General features: G+C 45.6%; 18 protein-coding genes. 15 read left to right on the top strand and 3 right to left on the bottom strand.

What is annotated here, in order from left to right; translation table 11 throughout:
* Positions 1–1,320: an amidohydrolase gene (locus Q369_RS0105690; RefSeq protein WP_031526846.1), complete on the bottom strand. Its 1,320-nt coding sequence runs from the start codon at positions 1,318–1,320 to the stop codon at positions 1–3.
* 426 nt (positions 1,321–1,746) lie between these two features.
* On the opposite strand from Q369_RS0105690, the gene Q369_RS0105695 reads away from it, so the two are divergent.
* The 8 genes from Q369_RS0105695 to Q369_RS0105730 all read left to right on the top strand — a co-directional run bounded on the left by Q369_RS0105695 (position 1,747) and on the right by Q369_RS0105730 (position 14,978).
* Entirely contained in the window at positions 1,747–5,025 is a 3,279-nt protein-coding gene (locus Q369_RS0105695) for a SusC/RagA family TonB-linked outer membrane protein (protein WP_229206742.1), read from the top strand.
* Positions 5,026–5,031: 6 nt separating this feature from the next.
* Positions 5,032–6,492 (top strand): SusD/RagB family nutrient-binding outer membrane lipoprotein, encoded by a 1,461-nt coding sequence (locus tag Q369_RS0105700; protein WP_031526848.1) that lies wholly within the window; start codon positions 5,032–5,034, stop codon positions 6,490–6,492.
* A 270-nt stretch (positions 6,493–6,762) separates the two neighbouring features.
* Positions 6,763–9,918 carry a SusC/RagA family TonB-linked outer membrane protein gene (locus Q369_RS0105705; protein ID WP_031526849.1) on the top strand — a complete coding sequence of 1,052 codons (3,156 nt, stop codon included), beginning with the start codon at positions 6,763–6,765 and terminating at the stop codon, positions 9,916–9,918.
* A gap of 10 nt (positions 9,919–9,928) precedes the next feature.
* Positions 9,929–11,503, top strand: coding sequence for a SusD/RagB family nutrient-binding outer membrane lipoprotein (locus Q369_RS0105710; RefSeq protein ID WP_031526850.1), 1,575 nt, complete (start codon positions 9,929–9,931; stop codon positions 11,501–11,503).
* A 10-nt stretch (positions 11,504–11,513) separates the two neighbouring features.
* The gene (locus Q369_RS0105715) at positions 11,514–12,482 is read left to right on the top strand and encodes a DUF1735 domain-containing protein (protein ID WP_035333024.1); all 969 of its coding nucleotides are present in this window, start codon (positions 11,514–11,516) and stop codon (positions 12,480–12,482) included.
* A 157-nt stretch (positions 12,483–12,639) separates the two neighbouring features.
* Positions 12,640–12,813: a hypothetical protein gene (locus Q369_RS28985; protein ID WP_157488050.1), complete on the top strand. Its 174-nt coding sequence runs from the start codon at positions 12,640–12,642 to the stop codon at positions 12,811–12,813.
* 124 nt (positions 12,814–12,937) lie between these two features.
* Positions 12,938–14,182 carry a pyridoxal phosphate-dependent aminotransferase gene (locus Q369_RS0105725; RefSeq protein WP_031526852.1) on the top strand — a complete coding sequence of 415 codons (1,245 nt, stop codon included), beginning with the start codon at positions 12,938–12,940 and terminating at the stop codon, positions 14,180–14,182.
* Positions 14,183–14,186: 4 nt separating this feature from the next.
* A complete protein-coding gene (locus Q369_RS0105730; RefSeq protein ID WP_031526853.1) occupies positions 14,187–14,978 on the top strand; it encodes a queuosine precursor transporter in 792 nt (263 codons plus the stop codon).
* Here the strand turns inward: Q369_RS0105730 and Q369_RS0105735 are convergent.
* Positions 14,975–15,730 (bottom strand): TrmH family RNA methyltransferase, encoded by a 756-nt coding sequence (locus Q369_RS0105735; protein ID WP_031526854.1) that lies wholly within the window; start codon positions 15,728–15,730, stop codon positions 14,975–14,977. The two genes, Q369_RS0105730 and Q369_RS0105735, sit on opposite strands and share 4 nt — an antisense overlap.
* Between Q369_RS0105735 and tamL the strand changes: the two genes are divergently transcribed.
* From tamL to secG, 6 genes are all read left to right on the top strand, one after another.
* On the top strand, positions 15,730–18,192 hold the full coding sequence (gene tamL / locus Q369_RS0105740; protein WP_229206743.1) for a translocation and assembly module lipoprotein TamL: 2,463 nt from the start codon (positions 15,730–15,732) through the stop codon (positions 18,190–18,192). The two genes, Q369_RS0105735 and tamL, sit on opposite strands and share 1 nt — an antisense overlap.
* A 149-nt stretch (positions 18,193–18,341) precedes the next feature.
* Positions 18,342–19,775 (top strand): tRNA (N6-isopentenyl adenosine(37)-C2)-methylthiotransferase MiaB, encoded by a 1,434-nt coding sequence (miaB, locus tag Q369_RS0105745; protein ID WP_031526856.1) that lies wholly within the window; start codon positions 18,342–18,344, stop codon positions 19,773–19,775.
* 78 nt (positions 19,776–19,853) lie between these two features.
* A complete protein-coding gene (locus Q369_RS0105750) occupies positions 19,854–21,149 on the top strand; it encodes a sigma-54 interaction domain-containing protein (RefSeq protein ID WP_031526857.1) in 1,296 nt (431 codons plus the stop codon).
* On the top strand, positions 21,133–21,687 hold the full coding sequence (gene lptE / locus Q369_RS0105755) for an LPS assembly lipoprotein LptE (RefSeq protein WP_374754343.1): 555 nt from the start codon (positions 21,133–21,135) through the stop codon (positions 21,685–21,687). Before Q369_RS0105750 ends, lptE begins: the two co-directional genes overlap by 17 nt.
* Before the next feature lie 56 nt (positions 21,688–21,743).
* Positions 21,744–22,391 (top strand): DUF8458 domain-containing protein, encoded by a 648-nt coding sequence (locus Q369_RS0105760; protein ID WP_031526859.1) that lies wholly within the window; start codon positions 21,744–21,746, stop codon positions 22,389–22,391.
* A 162-nt stretch (positions 22,392–22,553) separates the two neighbouring features.
* On the top strand, positions 22,554–22,958 hold the full coding sequence (secG, locus tag Q369_RS0105765; protein WP_031526860.1) for a preprotein translocase subunit SecG: 405 nt from the start codon (positions 22,554–22,556) through the stop codon (positions 22,956–22,958).
* Between the two features lie 68 nt (positions 22,959–23,026).
* On the opposite strand, the gene Q369_RS0105770 is transcribed toward secG, so the two are convergent.
* Positions 23,027–23,734 (bottom strand): hypothetical protein, encoded by a 708-nt coding sequence (locus Q369_RS0105770; RefSeq protein ID WP_031526861.1) that lies wholly within the window; start codon positions 23,732–23,734, stop codon positions 23,027–23,029.
* A 233-nt stretch (positions 23,735–23,967) separates the two neighbouring features.
* Between Q369_RS0105770 and Q369_RS0105775 the strand changes: the two genes are divergently transcribed.
* Complete coding sequence (locus Q369_RS0105775) at positions 23,968–24,264, top strand: co-chaperone GroES (RefSeq protein ID WP_031526862.1); 297 nt, start codon at positions 23,968–23,970, stop codon at positions 24,262–24,264.

Genomic DNA, 24,264 nt, shown 5'->3' on the forward strand with positions numbered 1-24,264 from the left:
CTATTTTTTGGACTGCTTCGCGGTGCTTGCCTGCATGTAATCGGTTGTGAGCCGGGTAAGAGACCGCACGCCGAGTACAAGGCTGCCTTCGTCAAGGTAGAAATCGGGCGTATGGTGCGGCGCGGCTTCCTCCACATTCTTTCCTTTAGGCATTCCGCCAAGGAAGAAAAACAGGCCAGGTACCTTTTGCTGGAAGTATGAAAAGTCTTCTGCGCCGGTCTTTGCCGGAATAAGACTTACATTCTCTTTCCCGGCAACATTTTCTAAAGTTCCGATCATTTTCTCGGTGAGTGGAATATCGTTGACCGTGACGGGATAGAGAATATCGATCTTGACCTCCGCCTTTGCGCCCGCGCTCTCTGCTACATGGGTAGCAATGTCATTGATCCGCTTGTGAACGTATTGATGCATACTTTCATCGAAAGTGCGGATTGTTCCAACCATTTTCACAGATTCCGGAATAATATTCTGCCGGATCCCGCCATTGATCATTCCAATAGTGACTACCGCCGGCGCCTGCGTAAGGTTGAGGTTGCGGCTCACAATGGTTTGCAAAGCATTGATGATTTGGGCCGAGGTAACAATCGGATCCACGCCCGACCAGGGATAAGCGCCGTGAGTTTGTTTTCCTGTAACATCAATATTCAATATATCAACTGCTGCCATCGTCGGCCCCGGCTTATATCCTATTTTACCGACTTCGATTTTAGAGTCAATGTGAAGTCCGAAAATGGCGTCGACTTTGGGATTTTCGAGAACACCTTCCTTGATCATCAGCTCGGCGCCACCCTCTTCCCCTTCGGGCGCTCCTTCTTCGGCTGGTTGAAAGATAAACTTGACAGTACCCGGCAAATCACTTTTCATCGATGCCAGCACTTCGGCGACGCCCATGAGTATAGCGACGTGCGTATCGTGTCCACAGGCATGCATTACGCCCGTTTTCTGCCCATTGAACTCCGCAGTTACCGTTGATTTAAAAGGTACATCTACCCGCTCGGTAACTGGCAGTGCATCCATATCGGCCCGCAGAGCTACTACCGGGCCTGGCTTCCCTCCTTTGAGAATGCCGACTACGCCTGTATGGGCCACACCAGTTTTTACTTCAATCCCCAGCTGTTTGAGATGATTTGCTACTTTTTCAGCTGTTTTAAATTCCCGGTTTCCCAGTTCAGGGTTCTGGTGAAAATCCCGCCGCCATTCCGAAAGCTTCTTTTCCAGCGACTGTGCTTTCTGATCGATTTTAACGGCAGCAATTGGCTGCGAAAGCGCAATGTGCCCAAACAGTAGCGTCCCGCCGACTAACATTACCTTTGGTGACATAAGGGTTTAAATTTGTAGTAAATATTAGAATAATACAATCAGAAATGGTGCATTGGAACTTGCTGAGCCTAAGATCAATCCAGCCCAAACTTGAAATTACTATTTAGATCTATTCTTTTGAGCAGCTGCGTATAGAAGGGTCGTGCCGATTATAAAAGTTAAAAGATGTTCAAGGTAATTATACAAAAAAGTTAACAAATAGATAGTTATGTTAACATTTATATAACAACAGACTGATTTTAACAGAAATAACGACATTTACAAAATCGTTAAAAAACCCCGATATGAATTATAATATTTTCCAAAAACGCATGTCAAACCAAACTATATTTTGAAATTTCGCAATACAAACGTTGTAATGGTTAAAACAATAATTATTTTTGCAACATTGTGTTAACATAACTACAACTAATTCTTTAATCAGGTATGAGGAAGTTTCTATTATCCCTACTGGGCTGCATGGTGCTCTTGTGCACGCAATTGTACGCTCAGGATCGGGCTGTGACTGGTAAGGTCACTGCTGAAGATGGCTCAGGACTGCCGGGTGTCAACATTTCTTTGAAAGGTACTACTCGGGGTACAACTACAAATGCACAAGGTGAGTATACAATTTCAGCTGCACAGGGCTCCACTTTGGTGTTTAGTTTTATCGGTTTTCAGACTCAGGAAATCGAACTAGGTAGCCAAACTACAATTAACGTCTCTCTCAAGAATGACGTTAGTCAATTACAGGAAGTAGTGGTTACTGCCTTGGGTCAGGAAAGAAAAAGAAATGAGCTTGTTTATGCTGCCCAGACTGTAAATGCTGAACAGATCACACAGGCGCGCAACCCAAGTGTAATGAATGCGCTTTCGGGTAAAGTAGCAGGTTTGGATATCAAGACGAACAACAACATGGGCGGATCTACCAGTGCGGTTATCCGTGGTTACAAATCCATTACAGGTAACAACCAGGCTTTGTGGGTTATTGACGGTGTACCCGTTTCCAATGCGAACACGAATACCTCGGACCAGCAAACCGGCCGCGCGGGAACTGACTACGGTAATGCCGCAGCCGATATCAACCCAGACAACATCGCTTCTGTCAACGTTTTGAAAGGTGCTGCCGCAACTGCATTGTACGGATCACGCGCCTCAAACGGTGTTATTTTGATTACTACCAAACAGGGACGTAAAAACAGCTTTGACGTAACGATCAACAGCGGTGTTACGTGGGGTAAAATCGACAAGTCGACATTTGTAAAATATCAGAACGAATATGGTGCAGGTTACGATGGTGACCGGGCAAAAACCCGTTTTTACCGCGGTAACCTGGGCTCAGGAGAAGGTAACATCACGTTGTTTGATGCAGATGCCTCTTTCGGACCGAAATTTGATCCTTCTGTGATGGTTTATCAGTGGGATGCATTGGATCCAAGCTCTCCTAATTATCAAAAAATGACTCCCTGGGTTGCAGCTAAAAACGGCCCTGCTTCTTTTTATGAAACGGGCCTAAACTCAAACCAGAGCATCAGCATCACAGGTGGTGGCGAAAACACAACTTTCAAAGTTGGTTACACACGTAACGACGAAAAAGGTGTGCTGCCAAACAGTAAACTTGGCAAAAACCTGTTCAACTTCTCAGCTACTTTCGACATTACGAAAAAGCTTTCTGTTCAGGCAAATGCAAACTACTCGCAAATCAAAGGTCTTGGCCGCTACGGAACTGGTTATGACGGTAAAAACCCCAACCAGCAGTTCAGACAGTGGTTCCAGACCAATGTGGATATTCTTGAACAAAAGGATGCTTATTTCAGAAACCAGCAGAATGTAACCTGGAACTGGGGTAGCCCGACAGCACGTTTCGAGAACAATGGACCTATCTACTCAGAGAACCCATACTACTCACGTTATCAGAACTATTCAAACGATACGCGTGATAACTTCTTCGGCTATGCACAGGCTGTTTACAAAATCGCTCCATGGATTGACGTGACAGGCCGCTTCGCTTATAACGGAACGCAGGATTTCCAGGAAGAAAGAATTGCATTCGGTAGCGCAGATCCAGCTGAATACAGCCGCTACAACCGCGCTTTCAATGAAACCAACCTTGACGTGATCTTCAACTTCCGCAAAGCAATTACCAAAGACATTAACTTCTCTGGTTTGGCAGGTGGAAGCATGCGTAGATCCAAGCTGAATGCAGTAAGAGCTAGAACAAACGGAGGTATGGTTGTACCGGGACTTTACTCCCTGCTGAACTCTATCAACCCGATCGAAGCTCCTTCTGAAACTTACCAGCGCATCGGTGTGGATGGTCTTTATGCACAGGCTTCTTTTGGTTACAAGGATCTTGTTAATCTTGACCTTACCGCAAGACAAGACAAATCTTCTACGCTTCCGAAAGACAATAACACTTACTTCTATCCAGCGGTAGGTGCCAACTTCAACTTCTCAAACCTTCCGGGCCTTGGACTGGACTGGCTGACAATGGGTAAGCTGAGCGCCAACTATGCAGAAGTAGGTAATGATGCACCATGGGGAAGTATCCTGGATGTTTATGACAAACCTACTGGTATTGGATCCATTCCATACTTCACTTTGCGTAACACGAAAAACAATCCTAACCTGAGATCAGAGCGTACAAAAAGCTATGAGTTCGGATTGGAAACTGCTTTCCTGAATGACCGTGTCGGTTTTAATTTCACTTACTACCGCTCACAAACACTTGATCAGATCCTGCCAGTTTCGATTTCTGCTGCAACCGGATTTGCTTTCAAATATATCAACTCAGGGGAAGTACAAAACAAAGGTATCGAGATCTCTGCTTATGTAACTCCGGTTAAAACAGCTGACTTCTCATGGACAATCAATGCAAACTTTGCACGTAACAGAAACAAAGTTATCAGCCTGTATGAAGGTGTTCAGAATGTTCCTGTTGCTTCTCTGCAAGGTGGTGTTTCCCTGAATGCTGCTGTTGGACAGCCTTTTGGTGTGATCCGCGGCACGAACTTTGTTTATCACGAAACAAATGGACAGAAAGTTGTTCGCTCAAATGGTATGTATGCAGCAACTGCAAGTTCTGCTGAGATCATTGGTAACCCTAATCCGGACTGGATCGGTGGTGTTAGCAACAATTTGAAATACAAATCTCTTTCATTGAGCTTCCTTCTTGACATTCGTCACGGTGGAGATGTTTGGTCACTGGATCAGTGGTATGGTGAAGGAACTGGTCTTTACCCGATCACAGCTGGTTTGAATGAGCTTGGCAACCCAAAAAGAGACCCTGCTTACAACTACGATGCAGAGGGTAAAAAACTGGGCTTGACAGACAAACCAGGTGGTGTGTTGTTCCCTGGTGTGAAAGCAGATGGTACTCCAAACGACGTGAGAGCAGAAAACTCTGACGGTAACGGAAACACGGCATACGGATACCCTGCTAACCCGCCACGTGCAATGTACATCTACGATGCAAGCTATATCAAATTGAGAGAGGTTGCATTGACTTACTCAATACCTCAGAATATTGTTGCGAGACTGCGTGCATTCAAAGGAATCGACGTTTCGGTAATCGGACGTAACCTATGGATCATCCACAAAAACATGGATTTCCAGGATCCGGAAGAAGGTTTGGGATCAGGACAGCTGAACGGTGCAGGTGGATATCAGAGTGGAGCTTATCCGGCAGTTAGAAGTTATGGATTCAATGTTAAACTGCGTTTTTAAAAAAATATGAAAAGACTAATCATTTTCTTTCTTCCAATCCTGCTGATGACCGCGTGTGTCGACAGCCTGGATGATTATAATGTGGATCAAAAGCGTCCGTCGGAGGTGCCTCCGGTGACGTTGTTCTCCAATGCTTTGAAAGGGCTTGCTGATACACTAACCAGCCCCAACGTAAACGTGAACAACTACCGTTTATACGTACAACACTGGGCAACAACCACTTACCTGGATGAGCCTCGCTACAATGTAACAGCACGTACGGTTCCTCAGGCTTTTTGGCAGGGAATTTACAAAGGTGTGATTTCTGATTTGAATGAAGCACGCAGACTGTTGAAAGAAGACGAATTCATCGTTCCTGCCAACAGAGATGTGCAGCTTGCTCAAATTGAAGTTGTGGAAGTAATGGCTTGGGCTGCTCTGGTAAATACTTTTGGGAATATTCCTTACTCAGAAGCTTTGAACCCGGACAATGTTCTGCCAAAATACGACGATGCACAAACTGTTTACAACGATTTGCTTGCCCGTCTGGACGTTGCAATCCCGAAGTTCAGCACAAATGGAGTTGGATTTGAAAACGGCGATTTGCTTTACGAAGGCGATCTGTCGCAGTGGGTTAAGTTCTCAAATTCTTTGAAACTGAAACTGGCGATGATCATTGCTGACAGCGATCCTGCAAAAGCTAAAACATTAGTGGCACAAGCTGCACCGAATGTTTTCACTTCGAATAACGACAATGCTGCATTTCCTTACATCAATACCCCGCCAAACTACAATGTAATCGCGCAAAACCTGAACCCGCTGTATACCAGCCGCCAGGATTTTGTAGCTTCGGCTACGATCGTTAACCCGATGAACGAACTGAATGACCCGAGACGTGCTGCATTCTTTACTGATATTGACGGTAAATATGTAGGTGGTAACTACGGTTTTTCAAATACATATTCGGCATTCTCTCACGTGGGTGATAATATCATTGAGCCGGATCTGGAAGGCATTCTTCTCGATTACGCGGAAGTTGAGTTCCTGCTTGCGGAAGCTGTTGAAAGAGGTTTTATCGCAGGTAATGCTGCACAGCATTACAACAAAGGTGTTGGTGCTTCCATCGAATACTGGATGAGCAATATCAACAGGCCTGCTTCTGAAATTACAGCTGCTACAACTGCTTACCTGGCACAACCAAAAGTTGCTTACGCAACAGCTTCTACCAACTGGAAAGAGAAAATCGGATTCCAGAAATGGTTAGCTCTTTACAACAGGGGCTGGGAGGCATGGGTTGAATGGAGAAGATTGGACTTCCCAAGATTGCAACCTCCAACAGGTGGTAATGCACCTGCCGGACTGGCAATACCAACCCGAATGATATACCCGATTAACGAGCAAACGCTGAACGGAGCTAACCGCGAAGCAGCAGCTACTGCCATCGGAGGAGACGTTGTCACTACGAAATTGTGGTGGGACAAGTTCTAACCCGAAAGTCATACAAAGCAAAGAAAGGCGGACAGTGTCCGCCTTTCTTTGCTTTAGCAGTAAAATGCAATTTTCGGCTACATTCACTGTAACCGAACAGTCACATGCAAATTGTATAGATAATTTTGAAGAAAAACGCTTTTACATGTAATTATGGCTTAATAAATCTTTTAGGAGTAAATTTTATTTTGAGTTTAGTTAAAATCCCGTTGTAATTGTCAGGACAAATATTATTTTTACAGACAATTATTTTATAACAAACCTAACTTAATGAAAAAATTTCTATTACCCTTCTTGGGAGGCTTGTTGCTGCTTTGCAGCCAGGTCTACGCCCAAAGCAGAGAGGTAACCGGGACGGTTACTTCCAAAGACGACGGGTCCTTTTTACCCGGCGTATCTATCAGGGTTGCCGGCACCAACACCGGAACGCTTACCAATGACAAAGGCGAATACAGCATTAATGCACGCCCAGGTCAAACGCTTATCTTTTCTTTTGTCGGCTTCCTTAATCAGGAGTTGAAAACGCCTGCTTCGGGCAACCTGGATGTCGTGCTGACACTGGACGAACTTGCATTAAATGAGGTCGTGATCACAGCGGGCGGTTTGACTGCACAGCGCCGTGAGCTAGGTAACCAATCCACTACCGTGAAAGCGCAGGACATTGTACAAGGCAAGCCGATCAGTGTGGCGGCCAGTTTGGCGGGACGTGTACCGGGTTTGCTGGTAATGGGCGTAAGCTCCGGGGTGAACCCTAATTACCGTTTGGTACTCCGCGGTAACCGCTCTTTGACTGGCAACAATCAGGCACTGGTGGTAATTGACAATATCATTTCTACCAATGATATACTCGGAAACCTTAACCCTGAAGACATCGAAGACATTCAGGTGCTGAATGGCGCAGGGGCTGCTGCTTTGTACGGATCTGATGCTTCAAACGGAGCACTTATTGTGACTACCAAAAAAGGAAAATCGGGAGTAACCCAGTTCAGGGTTTCCAACACAACCACTCTCGAAAAGGTAAGCTTTCTTCCTCAGCTGCAAAAAGGTTTTGGTTCTGGAACAACACCAGATGATGTACCATCTTATACCCCTTACGAAAACCAGCAGTACGGACCTGCATTCGATGGTTCAATGGTAAACATCGGAAAGCCGCTGGAAGATGGTTCTATTCAGACTGTGCCTTACTCAGCGCAAAATTTCCGTGAAGATTTCTGGAACACAGGTGTGGCGAATCAAACCGACTTAAGTGTTACATCAGGCGATGACAAAGGTACATTCTACTTATCAGCACAGTATTTCGACCAAAAATCGACTGTTCCTTACGACGGGTATAAGCGTTACAGCGTGCGTGCCAACATCGTGCGTCACATATACAAAAACCTGACGGCGTCATTCAACACCAACTTTATAGCAGGTCGTACCAATACAAGCAGCGCAACAGGTGCAGCATATGAAAACCTTCTGATGTCACCCAGCCATGTAAATGTTACACATTATGAAGATTGGCAAAACAATCCATTTGCTAACCCGAACGGATATTTCAACGAATACTACCAGAACCCATATTTTACACTGTCTAATAACCGTTGGAACCAGCGTAATGATTATCTGCAGGGTAATATGGAATTGAAATGGAATCCACTGAAACCATTGACATTTACTTACCGAGTGGGTTTGAGCGGACGTAATTTGTCTGGTAAAGTACATCAAGGCAAATTCACGTATACTGATTATACCAAGAGCATCTCTGGAAGTTCTAAAACGGACATCGCTGGTCAGGTTGTTGACTATTCAGGTTTTACAACCCAATTGGTAAATGACTTTTTGGCTGAATTTAAAACCAACCTGAGCCCTTTATTCAATTTGAATGTTGCCGTGGGAACTACGGTTCGCGAGAATGCAACCAAGGCAATGGGGGTTATAGCAAACGGGCTCGTTATTGACGGACTTTACAACATCGGTAATAGCCTCAACCCGCCGCTTGCAAATGAAGGAAATTACAAAGCACGTCAGATTGGCGTCTACGGAGAAGCGCGTTTAGGGTTCAAAGAGCTGCTTTACTTGCACGTTACAGCAAGAAATGACTGGCGCTCGATCCTGGCAAAAGAAAACCGTTCGTTCTTCTATCCTTCTGCTGACATCTCTTTCATCGCCAGCGACGCTATCCCGGCACTTACTAATTCTAACGTCCTGGAAAGTCTAAAACTGCGTGCAGGTTACTCGCAGGTTGGGCAAGTAAACCTTGCCAACAATGCCGCTTTCGGACCAGTTCCTTTGAGCAATCTGGGCGCTTACGCGTTGAACAGCACCTTCTTCCAGGGTTTTGGCTACCCTTACACAAGCGGAGCCGGTTTTGTACTGGATAATACACTTGTGTCTTCTAATCTGAAACCTGAGATTACAACCGGAATTGAAGGAGGTATTGACTTTGAATTCCGTCCTTGGAGCATTGGTGGTGGTATTACTTTTTACAAAACCAACACTGTTGACCAGACCATCACTGTATTAATCCCAAACTCTACTGGCTTTGGTTCTTTGAGAACAAACATTGGAGAGGTTGAAAACAAAGGGATTGAAGCAACATTGCGCATTACTCCGGTTAAAACTGCGGCGGGACTACGTGTTGAACTGGGTGCTAATTACACCTATAACAAGAATGAGGTCCTTTCTCTGTCAGCACAATCTAATGAGCTAAGTATTGGTTCTTCTGGTTCTCCAGCCAAGGTGATTGCAAAAGTAGGCTCTCCTTTCCCGCTTCTTCAGGTAACCGATTACAACCGAGATGATCAGGGAAGAATTATTGTTGATTCGAAAACCGGATATCCGTCTACCGACGGTACTTACCACGATGTCGGCATCACCAACCCGCCACATATCCTTGGCGTAAATGGAGGGATAAGCTTCAAGAAGCTAAGACTGAACCTGTTGTTTGAATACCGTAATGGACATTACATCTACAATTCAGTTTCCGGAGGCTTTGACTTTTCTGGTGCTGGTGTTCGCACAGGCTGGTACAACAGAGATCGTTTTGTGATTCCGAATTCTTCTTACATGAACGCAGAAGGCGAATACGTGGAGAATACCAACATTGCCGTAAGAAGTGGCGGTGCTGATTTTTGGACAGATGGAACGAGAAATAGAGACATAGGCCGAAATTTTACAAACTCCGCAGGCTTCTGGAAACTGCGTGAGGCATCTATTGGTTATGATCTGCCTACTGGACTTCTTGATAAAACTAAATTTATTAAAGGTGCAAGCGTTAGTGTGCAGGGAAGAAACCTTTTCATATGGGCGCCAAAATCAAATCTATACACAGATCCTGAGTATAGCTCCAATGGTGCGGACAATAACGCGGTAGGTTTTACCACCCTTGGACAAACACCACCGGCACGTTATTTCGGCGGCACTTTATCACTAACATTCTAATTAAATACTAATGAAAAGATATAACATCAGTTGGATGCTGGCACTGTTAGTCACAGTACTTTCATCTTGTAGTGATTATCTCGATATCAATACGAACCCAAACCAGGCTACAAGCGTACAGCCGCTCCTGGTGTTGCCAGCTGCTATCACCGGCACTGCTTCAGTATCGAGCCAGTTCAATAATTACGGGGCGCATTTTGGAGGTTACATGGCCAACGCCGGAGGCTTCTCCGGCTTCGGTAACTTGTTCAACTATCAGCTAATCCCGGACAATTACAACGGGCTATGGGTAAATGCTTATGATAACCTGAATGATTACCAATATGTGATCGATCAGACGCAAGGCGATGACAAGCAATCTTATGCAAATGCTGCTGCACAAATCATGGTTGCCTATAACTTCCAGAAGCTTGTGGATGCATTCGGCGACATACCCTACTCAGAGGCTTTGAAAAACAATGCAAACCTGACGCCCAAGTATGACGATGCAGCGACTATTTACCAGGATCTGGTAACAAAGCTCGACGAAGCGATCGCACGCATTGACGCGGCAGAATTTCCGACAGCACTTAACTCGTCGTCCGATCCATTGTTTGGTGGCGATATGACGAAGTGGAAGAAGTTTGCCAACACTGTCAAGCTGCGCATTTTAATCCGCGTTTCTGGTGTTCCAGCACTTTCATCTTTTGTAACAACCAAATTTGCTGCGCTCGACCAAACACTTGGCTTCATCACTGACGACGCGATTGTGAATCCGGGATATGTAAAAGACAAGCCAAATCCACTTTGGAACACCTGGGGCTATCAAAGCACTGGTGCACTTGCCAACTCTTCTCGCATCCCAACTGAATTCGCTTTCGGATTTTACAAAGGTCAAAAGCTGACGGACAATGGGAGAGGCTCAGTTATATACAAAAACTTTGAAACCAACACGCCGGTAAACCAGCTTGGCGACGAAGTAGATGCACCAACGATCATCACCAACTACTCTACATGGTATACAGGCACTTACAGTAGCGCTTCCAGCATCAGCAATGCATTGGGTGTATTGAAAGGACCAAGCCAGGGACAAGTGCTTATGCTTCTTGCCGAAGCCCAATTTTTGCAGGCAGAAGCCAGGTTGAAAGGCTTGATCACAGGCGACTACGCGGCAAGCTTCGATGCTGGTATCACCGCATCTTATACTTACCTGTACAAAGACGTAACTAATGTGGTGGCCGCCGGAAAGAACGTTGCCGCAGACGTTGCAGCTTACAAAGCAGACAACGACGAAAGTTACCTGGTGAACATCAAGCTGGCTACAACACCTGCTCAGCGCCTGGAAGCAATTATCACACAGAAATGGATTGCTGTGAATATGATCAATTCAGAAGAGGGTTACAATGAATTCAGAAGAACAGGCTATCCCGTTACCCAGCCAAATGGTGATGGTTATCGTAACATTGCCTCTATGCTGTCGACCTCCACACGTGCCGACAAGCTGCCTTCAAGAATCCTCTACCCTACTTCCGAGCAATCATATAATGCTGGAAATTACAGAGTGATTAACCCGTTTACTGATTTGATCTTCTGGGATCCTAACTGAAAAATCTGATATGAACTATTCAATAAAAATAGCTGGCTTATTCCTTTTTGGTATAGCCGTAACCTCCTGTCTGAAAGACGACATGAACCTGGATCCGGACACATCAACCAATGTGATTGAATTTAAGAATCCGTCGAGTTTTGTTTCACCAAGCGGCAGTACCTACTCGCTGTACACCCAAGCTTTCGACCTGGCTCCTGAAAACGATTATCCAATTACCGTCAGCTACTCAGGTGCACATGTTGCTCCGCAGGATATCACGGTTAATCTTGGACTCGATACAGCCGCTCTGAACCAGTATAACGCGGAACAGGAAACTGAATATGACCTGATCGACAGTGATCTGTATTCATTTCCGACAAGCGTTGTTATCCCGAAAGGGCAGCGTACTGCCACAGTAGCCTTAAAGGTTAAAAGCCAGCAATTTGACTTTGCAAAAAGCTATGTACTTCCAATTCAAATTCAATCTGTTTCTTCGGGAACAGTTAGTGGAAACTTCGGAACTATCCTGCTCAGCTTAAATGCCAAGAACAAATGGGACGGTGTTTATAAAGTAACCAGCAAAATGGTTGATGTTACCAACCCTGCTTTCATAAGCTTATCGGCAGCAGGTAAGCGCCTGGAATATACGCTCGAAACGATTTCCGCTACTGAGTGCGTGGTAGTCGATGACATTGTTTGGCATGCTCCATTTATTGCTTTTTGGACCGGAACAGGCAACAGCGGCTATGGAAGCTTCTCGCCGGTAATCAAATTCGATCCTGCTACAAACAAAATTGTTTCAGTAACGAACTATTATGGTCAGCCTGCGACTAATACACGCTCTGCTGTACTCAATCCCGCAGGCAAAAATGCATATGATCCTGCGACAAAAAGCATGGAAATCAGTTTCTGGATGACTCAGCCTAGCGCGGTTGCCGCGGCACCTCACATCAGAACAACCTGGGAGGATAAATTAGAATTTTTACATCCGAGATAATTGTGACAATCGTTGGTATGCTGGTATAAAGTGCCTGTCATTTAATATACCAGTTAAGAAAGCGGTTGACGATATCGGAAGTCAAATTTAATAAAGTATCAAATTCCTCTATATAGCAAAAGCCGGTCACTTGACCGGCTTTTGCTATATTACAGCTATGAAAACTTACACGATTATATCCAGGATCATGCTCATCATTCTGCTTGCAGGAATGCTGTTCGTGATCGGCTTGTTCTATACTCAGCATTGGGAGATCAGCCCTTACCTGTATGTAATCTTGGGTGCATTGGCGCTGCTGCTAGTTTATGATCTCGTCAAATTGAAAAAGTAAGAATCAGGAAACCGGTACCAAGAGAAGAATGACTATTGTTCAAAATAGCTCCTGTTTTGCGCAACGCGTATTCGCAGGTCATTAATTTTACTATTTTTGAGAAAATTGCTCAATCTCTGAAACAATGGAATTTCTCAAAAGCCAGCGCCTCAATAATCTTAAATACGAAATCCGCGGTGCTACTTATCAAAAAGCGTTAGAACTTGAAAGCCAGGGTTATAAGATCCATAACCTGAACATCGGCAATCCTGCTCCGTTCGGCTTCGATTCTCCCGACGAAATTGTTCACGATATCATCATGAACATGCGTAATGCGCAAGGCTATTCAGATTCCAGAGGTTTGTTCGCAGCCCGCAAGGCCGTCATGCATTATACACAGACGATCGGCATTCAGGATGTTGAGATCAACGATATTTTTATTGGAAACGGCGTAAGTGAGCTGATCTTACTTTCTATGCAGGCGCTGCTCAATCCGGGCGACGAGATACTGGTCCCTTCACCAGACTACCCGCTCTGGACTGCCTCCATTGCACTTAGCGGCGGCACTCCCGTGCATTACATTTGTGATGAAGCATCCGACTGGAACCCTGATCTTGACGATCTTGAAAAGAAAATAACATCACGCACAAAAGGAATTGTGCTTATCAACCCTAACAATCCTACCGGCGCGGTTTATGAGAAGGATGTGCTGATGCGCATTGCGAAAATTGCCGAGGAACACGGACTGATCATCTTTTCCGATGAGATTTACGACAAAATTTTATACGATGGCGCAGTACATTATCCAATGGGCTCGCTGGTGACAGATACGCTTTGCGTTACCTACGGCGGACTTTCCAAAAACTACCGCTCGGCTGGCTTCCGGGGCGGCTGGATGATTTTGAGCGGCGCCAAACAAAAAGCAAAATCTTATTCAGAAGGTTTGCTCCTGCTGGCAAGCATGCGGCTTTGCGCCAATGTACCAACACAATACGCAATACAGACCGCATTGGGCGGCTATCAAAGTATCAAGGAGCTGGTTGCTCCTTCCGGCAGGCTTTACAAGCAAATGAACCTGGTGTACGACAGGCTCGTATCCATTCCCGGCGTTACCTGTGTTAAACCCAAAGGCTCACTATACGTTTTTCCCAAACTCGACCTTAAAAAATTCGGTCTCAAAAACGATGATCAATTCGTATTTAACCTGCTCGCAGACCAGAAAGTACTTGTGGTAGCGGGAACAGGTTTCAACTACGTTTCCGACAATCATTTCCGCATTGTTTTTCTACCCACGATCGACGAGCTTAACCAGGCAATGGACAAGCTGGAATTCTTTCTTGAAAATCGCCGGGTACTTTCTACGCGTACCGTTGAGGACCTGATAGTTTAAACAAATGTCCACACCGGAAACCAAGATTCAGGAAGCAAAGCGGCAGAAGCTCTTTTTAGTGCTCTGCGCTATTTTTATCACCAATGCATTAATCGCAGAGATTACCGGGGGAAAGATATTCTCCGTCGAAACCCTGCTGGGTATTCCGCCGGCAAACCTGCTGATCGGCGGCCAGCGGCTGGATTTTAATATGACAGCCGGCGTTGTCAACTGGCCGGTTGTATTTATTACTTCTGATATTATCAATGAATATTTCGGGAGAAAAGGAGTGAAAAGGATCTCTTACCTTACTTCCGCCCTGATTATTTATACATTTATCACGATTCTGTTCGCCACCAAATTACCTCCTGCGCAATTCTGGCTGGACCTGAACAATACGGACTCTCATGGGAATGTATTCAACATCAATGATGCATTTTCAAAGATATTCAACCAGGGATTGGGGATTATGATCGGCTCCATTACTGCATTCCTCCTGGGCCAGCTGCTTGACGTTTTTGTGTTTTCCTGGCTTCGCAGGAAAACGGGAAGTAAGTACATCTGGCTGCGTGCGACCGGCTCTACCATGTTTTCACAGCTCGTCGACAGCTTTGTAGTGATCACCATAGCATTCTATGTTTTTGGCAACTGGGACCTCAAACAGATATTTTCGGTGGGTACCATCAATTACCTGTACAAAGGCGCAGTCGCGATCCTGCTTACGCCAGTGATTTACATTGCGCATTATTTGATCAACAATTACCTCGGGAAAGAATACGCAGAAGAACTTTCGCACCAGGCGGCTCACGAAAATTAACGGATTTGTCTGCGCATATTATCCAATATGATCGCAGTCGCAATGCCCACATTCAGTGACTCAGCTTCTCCTACCCTCGGTATCGTAACCCTGTCGCTCACAAATGCACCGATTTCGTCGCTGATCCCATTGGATTCGTTGCCCATTACGATGAATCCGCCTTTGGACGAAAACTCAAATTCATAAAGGGAAGCCCCGCCAAGAAATGCACCTACAACGGGCTTATTCTGTTCATTATCAGATAAGTAAGTATTAAGGTCAGTATAAAAGGTTTTGATCCTCGTGAAAGAACCTTTTGCGGCGGCGATTACTTTGGGGTTGTAAAAATCAGTGGTACCTTCCGAGCAGATAATCTTGCGGATCCCGTACCAGTCGGCAACCCGGATGATCGTGCCAAGGTTCCCAGGGTCGCGGATGTCGTCCAGAATCAATACAAATTCAGTTCCTTCCTGAGACAAAAATGCATTTTGCTTCGTTTTAGCAACAGCGAGGCAAGAATCGTTTGTCTGGAAAGAACCTAGTCCTTCCAGTTCCTGTATCGTAACCGTTTCTATGAATGCACTATGCGGGGATAGAATAGTTGAGTATTTTTGCTGGAATTCCGTTGTGGCTAATACAAACTCGATTTCGAAATCGGAATCAAACAATTCCAGGACACTTTTGGCACCTTCGACTATAAAAGCCTGATGCAGCTGCCTGTACTTCTTGATTTTTAGCGAGTTAATATACTTAATACGATTTTTTGACAGCATTGAATATCAATTGTAGGATTACATACAGCTTCGTCGTTTTCCTGGCCCTCACAGGATTGTTTTCCTGCACACCCCGATCTTCCTCTAACAACAACTACTATCTCGGAAATTCATCCATCAGAGGCAACCGCGTTGTCGGTGACGCCGAGCTCGATGCATTGATCCCTCAAAAACCAAACCGACGGCTGCTCGGACTACCTATTTTCCCGTATGTCGGCCTGTATCGTTTTGGTGAACTCTTTTACAACAAAGAGGAAAAGCAAAGAAAGGTAATCGAGGTGACGCAAAATTATCAGAAAGAATCCCGGATTCACGAAAATTCTCCCAAAAAGCTCGAAAAGGTACAGCGCCGCTACGCTAAGAAACTCGAAAAGGCGCAGATCAGAGCGCAGCAGGGTAACTTCTGGATGCGCGTATTGGGCGAAGCGCCTGTGTATTTCAGAATAGAGGAAGTAGCTCAGAATGCTGATAAAATGCAGCGGTACCTTTACAACAACGGCTTTTTTGAGGCTAAGGTGAGCTACAAACCAGATACAATTTTCAACCGCGTCAAGATCAATTACCTGGTTACTGAAAATAAGCCGACAATTATCAGGGATGTATATTATCAGGTCAAAAACGCCCTCGCCGACAGCATTATCAATGCAACTTCCAAGAACGCGGCGCTGGCTGGCAAGAAACGCTACGACGGGGACAGCTTTGAAGAAGAGCGTATCCGGATTGAAACCTTAATGCGCAACGAAGGTTACCTGGGTTTTTCCCGCCAGAATGTATCTTATCTGGTAAATGATACCATTACCAATCCCAAAACAGACAGCAGCTTCAAATCGGTTGACGTGAATGTACGCGTGGAGATGCCGGGCAAAAACAACAATCCGGTCAGGTACAAAATCAACTCCGTGCATTTCGAAGTACTGCCCGCGGCGGGTACTCCGGATTCGCTGTTCAGAAAAGATACCAGCAGCTTCAAGGGCATTCAATATGTGTTCAGTGAAAAGCGGTTTTCCAAAAGAATACTCGACAGCAAGATCCAGATGCGGCCGGGCGATTTTTATAGTCAGGCGAAAGAAAGGGGAACGCAGCAGCAGCTTTCGCTCACGGACCAATTCGATTTTGTCAATTACAGCTACACCCTGGATTCAACAGGTTACGGGATAAATAGTTATTTCAAAGTAGTCCCATTGAAGAAGTACCAGATTTCCACCGACGTAGGTCTGAATGTAATTCAGCTGCAAGGCGCGCCGGGCCCATTTGCCAACTTGTCTTACAAAATCAGGAATGTATTCAATGGACTGGAAAACTTCGAGGCCAACTTGCGCGGAGGGATCGAGCTGGTGCCAGGCTTCATCGGCGACCAGGCTATTTACCGAAGCGAAGAAGTCGGGCTGAATACCTCACTGATTTTCCCCCGCCTTTTATCACCAGGAACTTTCCTGCAACGCAAAACGGCGAATTACAATCCCCGCACGCAGGTTGGTTTGGGTTACAATTACGTAAACAGGCCTGAATACACACGTACGAACGTGAAAGCGGCGATAAATTATTCGTGGCAGCCAACGAACAAGACCTTGTTCAATTTGTCGCTGGTTGATCTTAATATTCTCAACACCCAAAATATACGGGCTGATTTTCAGAGTTTGCTCGACGACCTGTTTAAGCAAGGCAATAATCTGGCAAACAGCTTTCAGAAATCGTTTGTTTCGGACATTAATGCAAGTTTTGTCTACAATACCAATGCATTGATCGGCCCACCAAAGCGCGCTACCTATTTCAGACTCGCGCTGGAATCGGGCGGGACTTCACTCAATATCCTGCCCAAGCAGCAGCAGCTGATCAGGCACGTTTTCGGAAACGATCTTCTGTTCTATAAATACCTTCGCTGGAATGCAGACTACCGTCGTTACTGGCCGGTTGGAAAACGGTCTTCGTTCGTGGCACGGATTAACAGCGGGGCGGTTTATAGCTATGGAGATAGCAAGGTACCTCCTTATGAAAAGTACTTTTTTGCAGGCGGTTCCAACAGCTTGCGCGCCTGGCTGCCCAGGCGGCTCGGACCAGGTTCGTCACCGCCGCAATTGACTGCCAATAATCTCTCAATCGAGTCACCGGGCGAGTTTCTGCTGGAAGGCAATCTGGAATGGCGCGGTTACCTGGCCAATTTCTTTGGCGACATTAATTACGCGCTCTTTATCGACGCCGGAAATGTATGGAGTTTAAACAGCACGTCGGCCGAGCCTCAGAAGTTTGATACCCAAAGCTTTGCCCGGGAGATTGCGGTAGGGACAGGTTTTGGTATTCGGTACGATTTATCCTTTTTCATTCTGAGATTCGACTTTGGGGTCAAAGTTTATGATCCGGCTGTCCAGAAATTTGTGCTGGACGAACTTCAATTCAACAAACTGTTCAAGAAAACACAACCTAATTTCCTGAACATCAATCTGGGTGTTGGCTATCCGTTCTGATCACCTTCATACAGGCTACATTCCATGACAGTTTGTCAGTTTTCTTCGTTTTCTTGTTATATTTGTAATCTTTCACCTGCTGTTTAGTACGGTCAAAGATCTTGTTTACTGCTTCATGCAGATCTAAAAAGTGTTTAAGAACCCTACCAATGGAGCAAAGAGTTGCCAATTCACTGAAAATTTTAACGGATGCGGATAAAGAAGCGTGTGAGACTGTCCGTATTTCAGAAAACGAGCCCGCTTCCAACAAAAAGAGGCTTTTTATAGAAAGTTATGGCTGTCAGATGAATTTCTCCGACAGCGAAATCGTGGCGTCGGTAATGCGGGAGGCAGGTTTTGCTACTACCTCCGATGTGGAAGACGCAGATTTGATATTCCTGAATACCTGTGCGATCCGCGACAACGCCGAGCAAAAAGTGCGGAACAGGTTAATGCACCTGAATTTTATCAAGAAAAGAAAGCCCGGAACCCTGATCGGCGTACTAGGTTGTATGGCAGAAAGGTTGAAAGCGCAGTTGCTGGAAGAGGAGCAAATGGTTGATATCGTCACCGGCCCCGACGCTTACCGCGACCTGCCCCGACTGGTAATGGAGGCTGGCAGCGGACAAAAAGGAGTAAATGTATTTTTATCAAGAGAAGAAACTTACGCCGACATCGCGCCAATTCGCCTCAACTCAAATGGGGTAACTGCGATGGTTTCCATTATGCGTGGGTGTGACAATATGTGCAGTTTCTGCGTGGTACCTTTTACGAGAGGACGTGAACGCAGCCGAGATCCTTATTCCATTGTGAAAGAAGCCGCAGGTCTGTTCCGCGACGGCTATCGTGAGGTAACATTGCTTGGCCAGAATGTCGACAGCTACAAATGGGAGAACAAAGTCAATTTTGCAAAGCTGCTCGAAATGGTAGCACAGGTTCACCCCGACTTGCGCGTCAGGTTCAGCACTTCCCATCCGAAAGACATTACGGACGAGGTTTTATATACCATCAAAAAATACGATAACATCTGTAAGTACATCCATTTACCAGCACAAAGTGGAAATAGCCGGATTCTTGATTTGATGAACCGGACATATGACCGCGAATGGTACCTGGAAAGAATCGACAGCATTCGCAGGATACTTGGTGAAGACTGCGGGATTTCGCATGATATGATCACTGGATTTTGCTCGGAAACCGAAGAAGAGCATCAGGATTCGATTTCCCTGCTGGAATATGTCCGGTTTGATTTCGGCTATATGTTCTCATACTCCGAGCGTCCCGGAACGCTTGCCGCCAAGAAATTTGCAGATGATATTCCGGCCGATGTGAAACAGAGAAGGCTGGCGGAAATGATTGATGTACAGCAACGCATTTCGCTGGAAAGAAACAAAAGACTGATCGGCACAGTCCAGAAAGTGCTCATTGAGGGAACATCGAAACGTTCCGAAGAGGATTTTTCGGGCCGGATTGATCAGGGTAAGAAAGTTATTTTCCCGCGGGAAAACTTCAAAAAAGGTGATTATGTCAACGTACTGATCACGGAATGTACGGCTGCCACACTGAGAGGAAAAATCGTGGCCGAGGTAGAGGCCGTTTTATAATTATTGCAAAGCCAGGCACGATCCTGGCTTTTTAACCTGATAGCCGAAAGCCAGTGGCTATTGCGAACCGCTATTTGAATGAATCCTACTGAAATACAATCCATTAAGAACCGCTTCGGGATCATCGGCACTTCTCCTGGACTTAACCACGCGATCAATGTCGCAGTTCAGGTAGCAGCTACTGATCTTACCGTACTGATCACCGGGGAAAGCGGAAGCGGGAAAGAATCTTTCTCTAAAATCATACATAGCATCAGCTCTCGCAAACATGGGCCGTTTATTGCGATCAACTGCGGGGCTATTCCGGAAGGAACAATCGATTCTGAATTGTTCGGGCACGAAAAAGGCGCATTTACAGGCGCGCTCGATGCCCGGAAAGGCTATTTTGAAACAACAAATACGGGTACCATTTTTCTGGATGAAGTCGGCGAAATGCCGCTGGGTACACAAGCCAGGTTGCTTCGTGTGCTTGAAAACGGCGAGTATATACGCGTAGGTTCTTCCAAAGTTTTGAAAACCAATGTACGCGTGGTCGCAGCTACGAATGTAAATCTGCTCGACGCCGTTAATAATGGGAAGTTCAGGGAAGACCTTTACTATCGTTTAAATACTGTTCCCATTTACGTCCCGCCGCTGCGTGACAGGGGTGAAGATATCCTGCTGCTTTTCAGAAAATTTACCAACGATTTTTCTGAACGGTACCGTACCAAGCCTGTCCGCCTCGACGCAGAAGCGAGGGATTTATTGCTGCAATATGCATTTCCCGGAAACATTCGTCAGCTCAAAAATATCGCTGAACAGATTACCATTCTCGAAACCGATAAAGATCTCCCGATCAGCACGGAAAGACTTAACCATTACCTGAACCCGGTCCAGCCTTCCAGTCGCAAAGCACTGGTTACATTGCGCAACAGCGAGGAGGCGGCCGGTTCATTTTCGGAGCGCGAATTGCTGTATAAAGTGCTGTTCGATATGCGCCGGGATGTAACCGAATTAAAAAAGCTGGTGAGAAACGTGCTGGAAAATGAAAAGTATGGAGGTGAGATATTGAAGGATCACCAGGAGTTGTTCAGCTCGATCAATAATATTGAGCCCGTAGTCAACACTCCTACCATTGAACCTGCCCGACTGCTCTCTCCCCCACCGCCCCGCACCGTGGATCTTGATCGCTACTCTGACGAACGCAGCGAGATTGAGGACGTAGTACACGTATCCGCAGAAGAGGAATCCTTGTCGCTGGAAGACAAAGAGAAGGAAATGATCATCAAAGCATTGCGAAAGAACAACAACAAACGAAAGTATGCCGCCAATGCATTGGGCATTTCCGAAAGGACGTTATACAGAAAAATCAAACAGTATGATATTGAAGAATAAAGCCTCGCGCAGCGGCGTGGGCAGAATACATTTCATGAAGGTCCTGGCAGTTTTGTTGGTGCTGCACAGTTCGTTTTTCCTGTCAGGCTGCGGCGTGTATTCGTTTACGGGTACCAACCTTTCGCCAGACATTAAAACGTTCAGCGTGCTTAACTTTACAATGGGCACAGCGGGCGGCCCGTCGGATCTGCCGCAGAGGTTAACGGAAGATTTAAAGGAGTACTTCCAGAGAAATACCAGTCTTACTAGTCAGCCCGGCGGCGGCGACCTCATCTTGGAAGGATCCATCACCGGGTACGACGTGCTGCCGGCCGCTCCGACTGCAAATGACCAGGCTGGCTTGAACAGGCTCAATGTAACGGTTCAGGTTCGTTACACGAATGCAAAAGACGAGACGAAGAATTTCGATCAGTCTTTTACCTACTATGCAGATTTCCCTCAGGATCAGACATTAAACCAGAATGAAGCACGGCTATTGCCAACAATCCGTGAAAACCTTGTGCAGCAGATTTTCAATAAATCAGCTGCCGACTGGTAAGAGCAGGTCGATTTTTACTTAATTTCAACCCTCCAAATCTAACAGAGTAGCCGGTTATGGCCATTATTGATAAAGATACATTCAACCGGCTTGTTAAAGAACCTGCACAAACTGGCAGTGACATGATCCCCGTGCTGGAAGCGACGATCAAGGCTTTCCCTTACTTTCAGATCGCCCATTCTCTTCTTGCAAAAGCTACCGTGGGTTCTGAAAAGCTGGACGAAACCCGGCCACGTGCCGCGGTGTACGCGCTGAGCCGCATTGCATTGCAGCAGCTGATCGAGAGCGATACCGATCGGTACGATGCCGCTACGGCAGTACAGGAGGTAGCGGAAATACCGGAAATTGTTGAACCGCAGAATGGAGAAGATATCCTGATCTCGGATGTGGAGCAGCAGGCCACGGCAGCCCAGGCCTTGAAATCAGAAGAGCAAAAGCGGCAGCAGCAGATTATTCAGGGTTTTATGAAGAAAAACCCGCGTATTAACAGGCAGGATAACAATCTCGAACCCGTAGTACTTGATCTGAGCGGCAGAGTCGCAGAGTCTTGGGAAGGAACCATTGAAACCGAAGCATTTGCAAAAATCCTGATCCGGCAAGGCAAAATCGAGAAGGCAATTGATGTATACCAAAAATTGATCTTGAAAAAACCGGAAAAAAGAAATTACTTTGCGAAAAAATTAAGCGAACTGTACGACAAGTAGTAAGGTGTTTAAAAAGTTCGTGAGTTGGGAGTTTAAAGTTTATGAGTTTAAAGTTGAGAGACACTAGTAATTAAACATTCACTCATTCAAAATTCACTCATCCCAAATTCAATCATTCAGTCATTCAATCATTCAATCATTCAAAATTAATATTACAAAAGCATGTATTTAGGCCTGATTATCCTCGTGGCGATTGTCGCAGTGTTATTGATTCTGGTAGTTTTGGTTCAAAACTCAAAAGGTGGCGGACTATCGAGCGAGTTTAGCGGTGCCGGTACTACACAAATGTTTGGCGTAAAGAAGACGACTGATTTGCTGGAACAAATTACCTGGGGACTTGCAAGTGCAGTTATTCTGATCTCACTTGGATCTTACATTGTAATTGGTGGCTCTCAAAATACAGGCGGTATCAATAGTGTGAACGTAGAAAGAGCACAGAATGCAGTTGTACCGGGCGGCAAAATCGCTCCCGCGCCGGAAGGTGCCGCACCGGAAGGCGCAGCTCCTGGCGCTGAGCAGGCGACACCTCCGGCTGCTACTCCGGCAGCAACTGATACAACAAAATAAAAAACAGTGATTATTTAAAGCGGTCGTGATCAACATCACGACCGCTTTTTGTTTTAGCATGAACCAGATCAGGCGATGTTGATCTCCTTCATGACGAGCTTCTTCGCCACCGGCAAAAGCGTTTCATGCAGAGGATAATCGTAGTTGGACTCGATGATATAAGTAGCGGGATTCGGCAGCGACTTGTTCTTCTTTGTCAGATCCACTTTAATCTGAGGTACTGTATAGCCGATTCCGATCCTGACAGTATCGAGAAAACGCGTTTTCAGCACACGTTCCTTCAATTCATCATACAATGCAACCTGGTATTGGAATACACTTACCACCGGCTGAAACGTATGTAAAAAGAGCAGGTAACCCTCCTGCAACCGCAGCGGCACAATGCCCACAGGTGAAATTTTGACATTTTCTGCCACTTCCGTAAACCGCTCCATTCCGTCATCGATACTCTTCGACAAGCGCGGTATCGCAAAGTCAAGTATGTAGTTCAGGTCTTCCATGTACAGGTCGTCCTGGTGCGTCTCCTCGTATTGAAGCTGCCATGTTTTCAGGTCTATTCCCGTCAGGTTTTTGGGAAACGCCGTTTGAATGGAGCTCTTGGTGGACCTGATACTGACACAAGTTTCAAAATGGAATTTCAGTTCGGGCAAATGCGGGTGCAGTCTGTTCTGATCAAACTCCTTGTTAATGTGCTGCAGATAAGCCAGCAGCACGTACTTTTTGTATTCAAAATCGAAAACACCTTCGGTCAACCAGTTCTTTTGGAGGTTTGTCATAGCGCGTTCTTATTTGGTGCTGATAAAATTTAGGCATTTTCAGAACACAAAGCAATTATTCTTTTCACTGACACCTTAATAGCATTATAATTATATGTGTCCGCTGATGAATACAAATTTGTCACATTCGCCGGAAAAAATGTCAGAGCTGGTGCGCCTGGCACAGATTGTGCTTACTGGTAATCAGTCAAATCTATTACTGACAAATCTCAAAAAACAAACGTTTAATATTTATGTCAACTTTAGCAGAAATACAAGTGAACGTACAACCTTTGGCTGATCGTGTTCTTGTAGAACCAGCGCCAGCAGAAGAAAAAACTGCATTTGGTATCATTATCCCTGATACTGCAAAAGAAAAGCCACAACGTGGCACCGTAGTTGCCGTTGGTCCGGGTAAAAAGGATGAGCCACTTACAGTGAAAGTAGGTGATACTGTATTGTATGGTAAATACTCAGGTACTGAATTGGCATATGAAGGAAAAGATATCCTGATCATGCGTGAATCGGACATTTACGCCATTATAGGATAA

The organism is Dyadobacter crusticola DSM 16708 (assembly GCF_000701505.1).
GTDB classification, from domain to species: domain Bacteria; phylum Bacteroidota; class Bacteroidia; order Cytophagales; family Spirosomataceae; genus Dyadobacter; species Dyadobacter crusticola.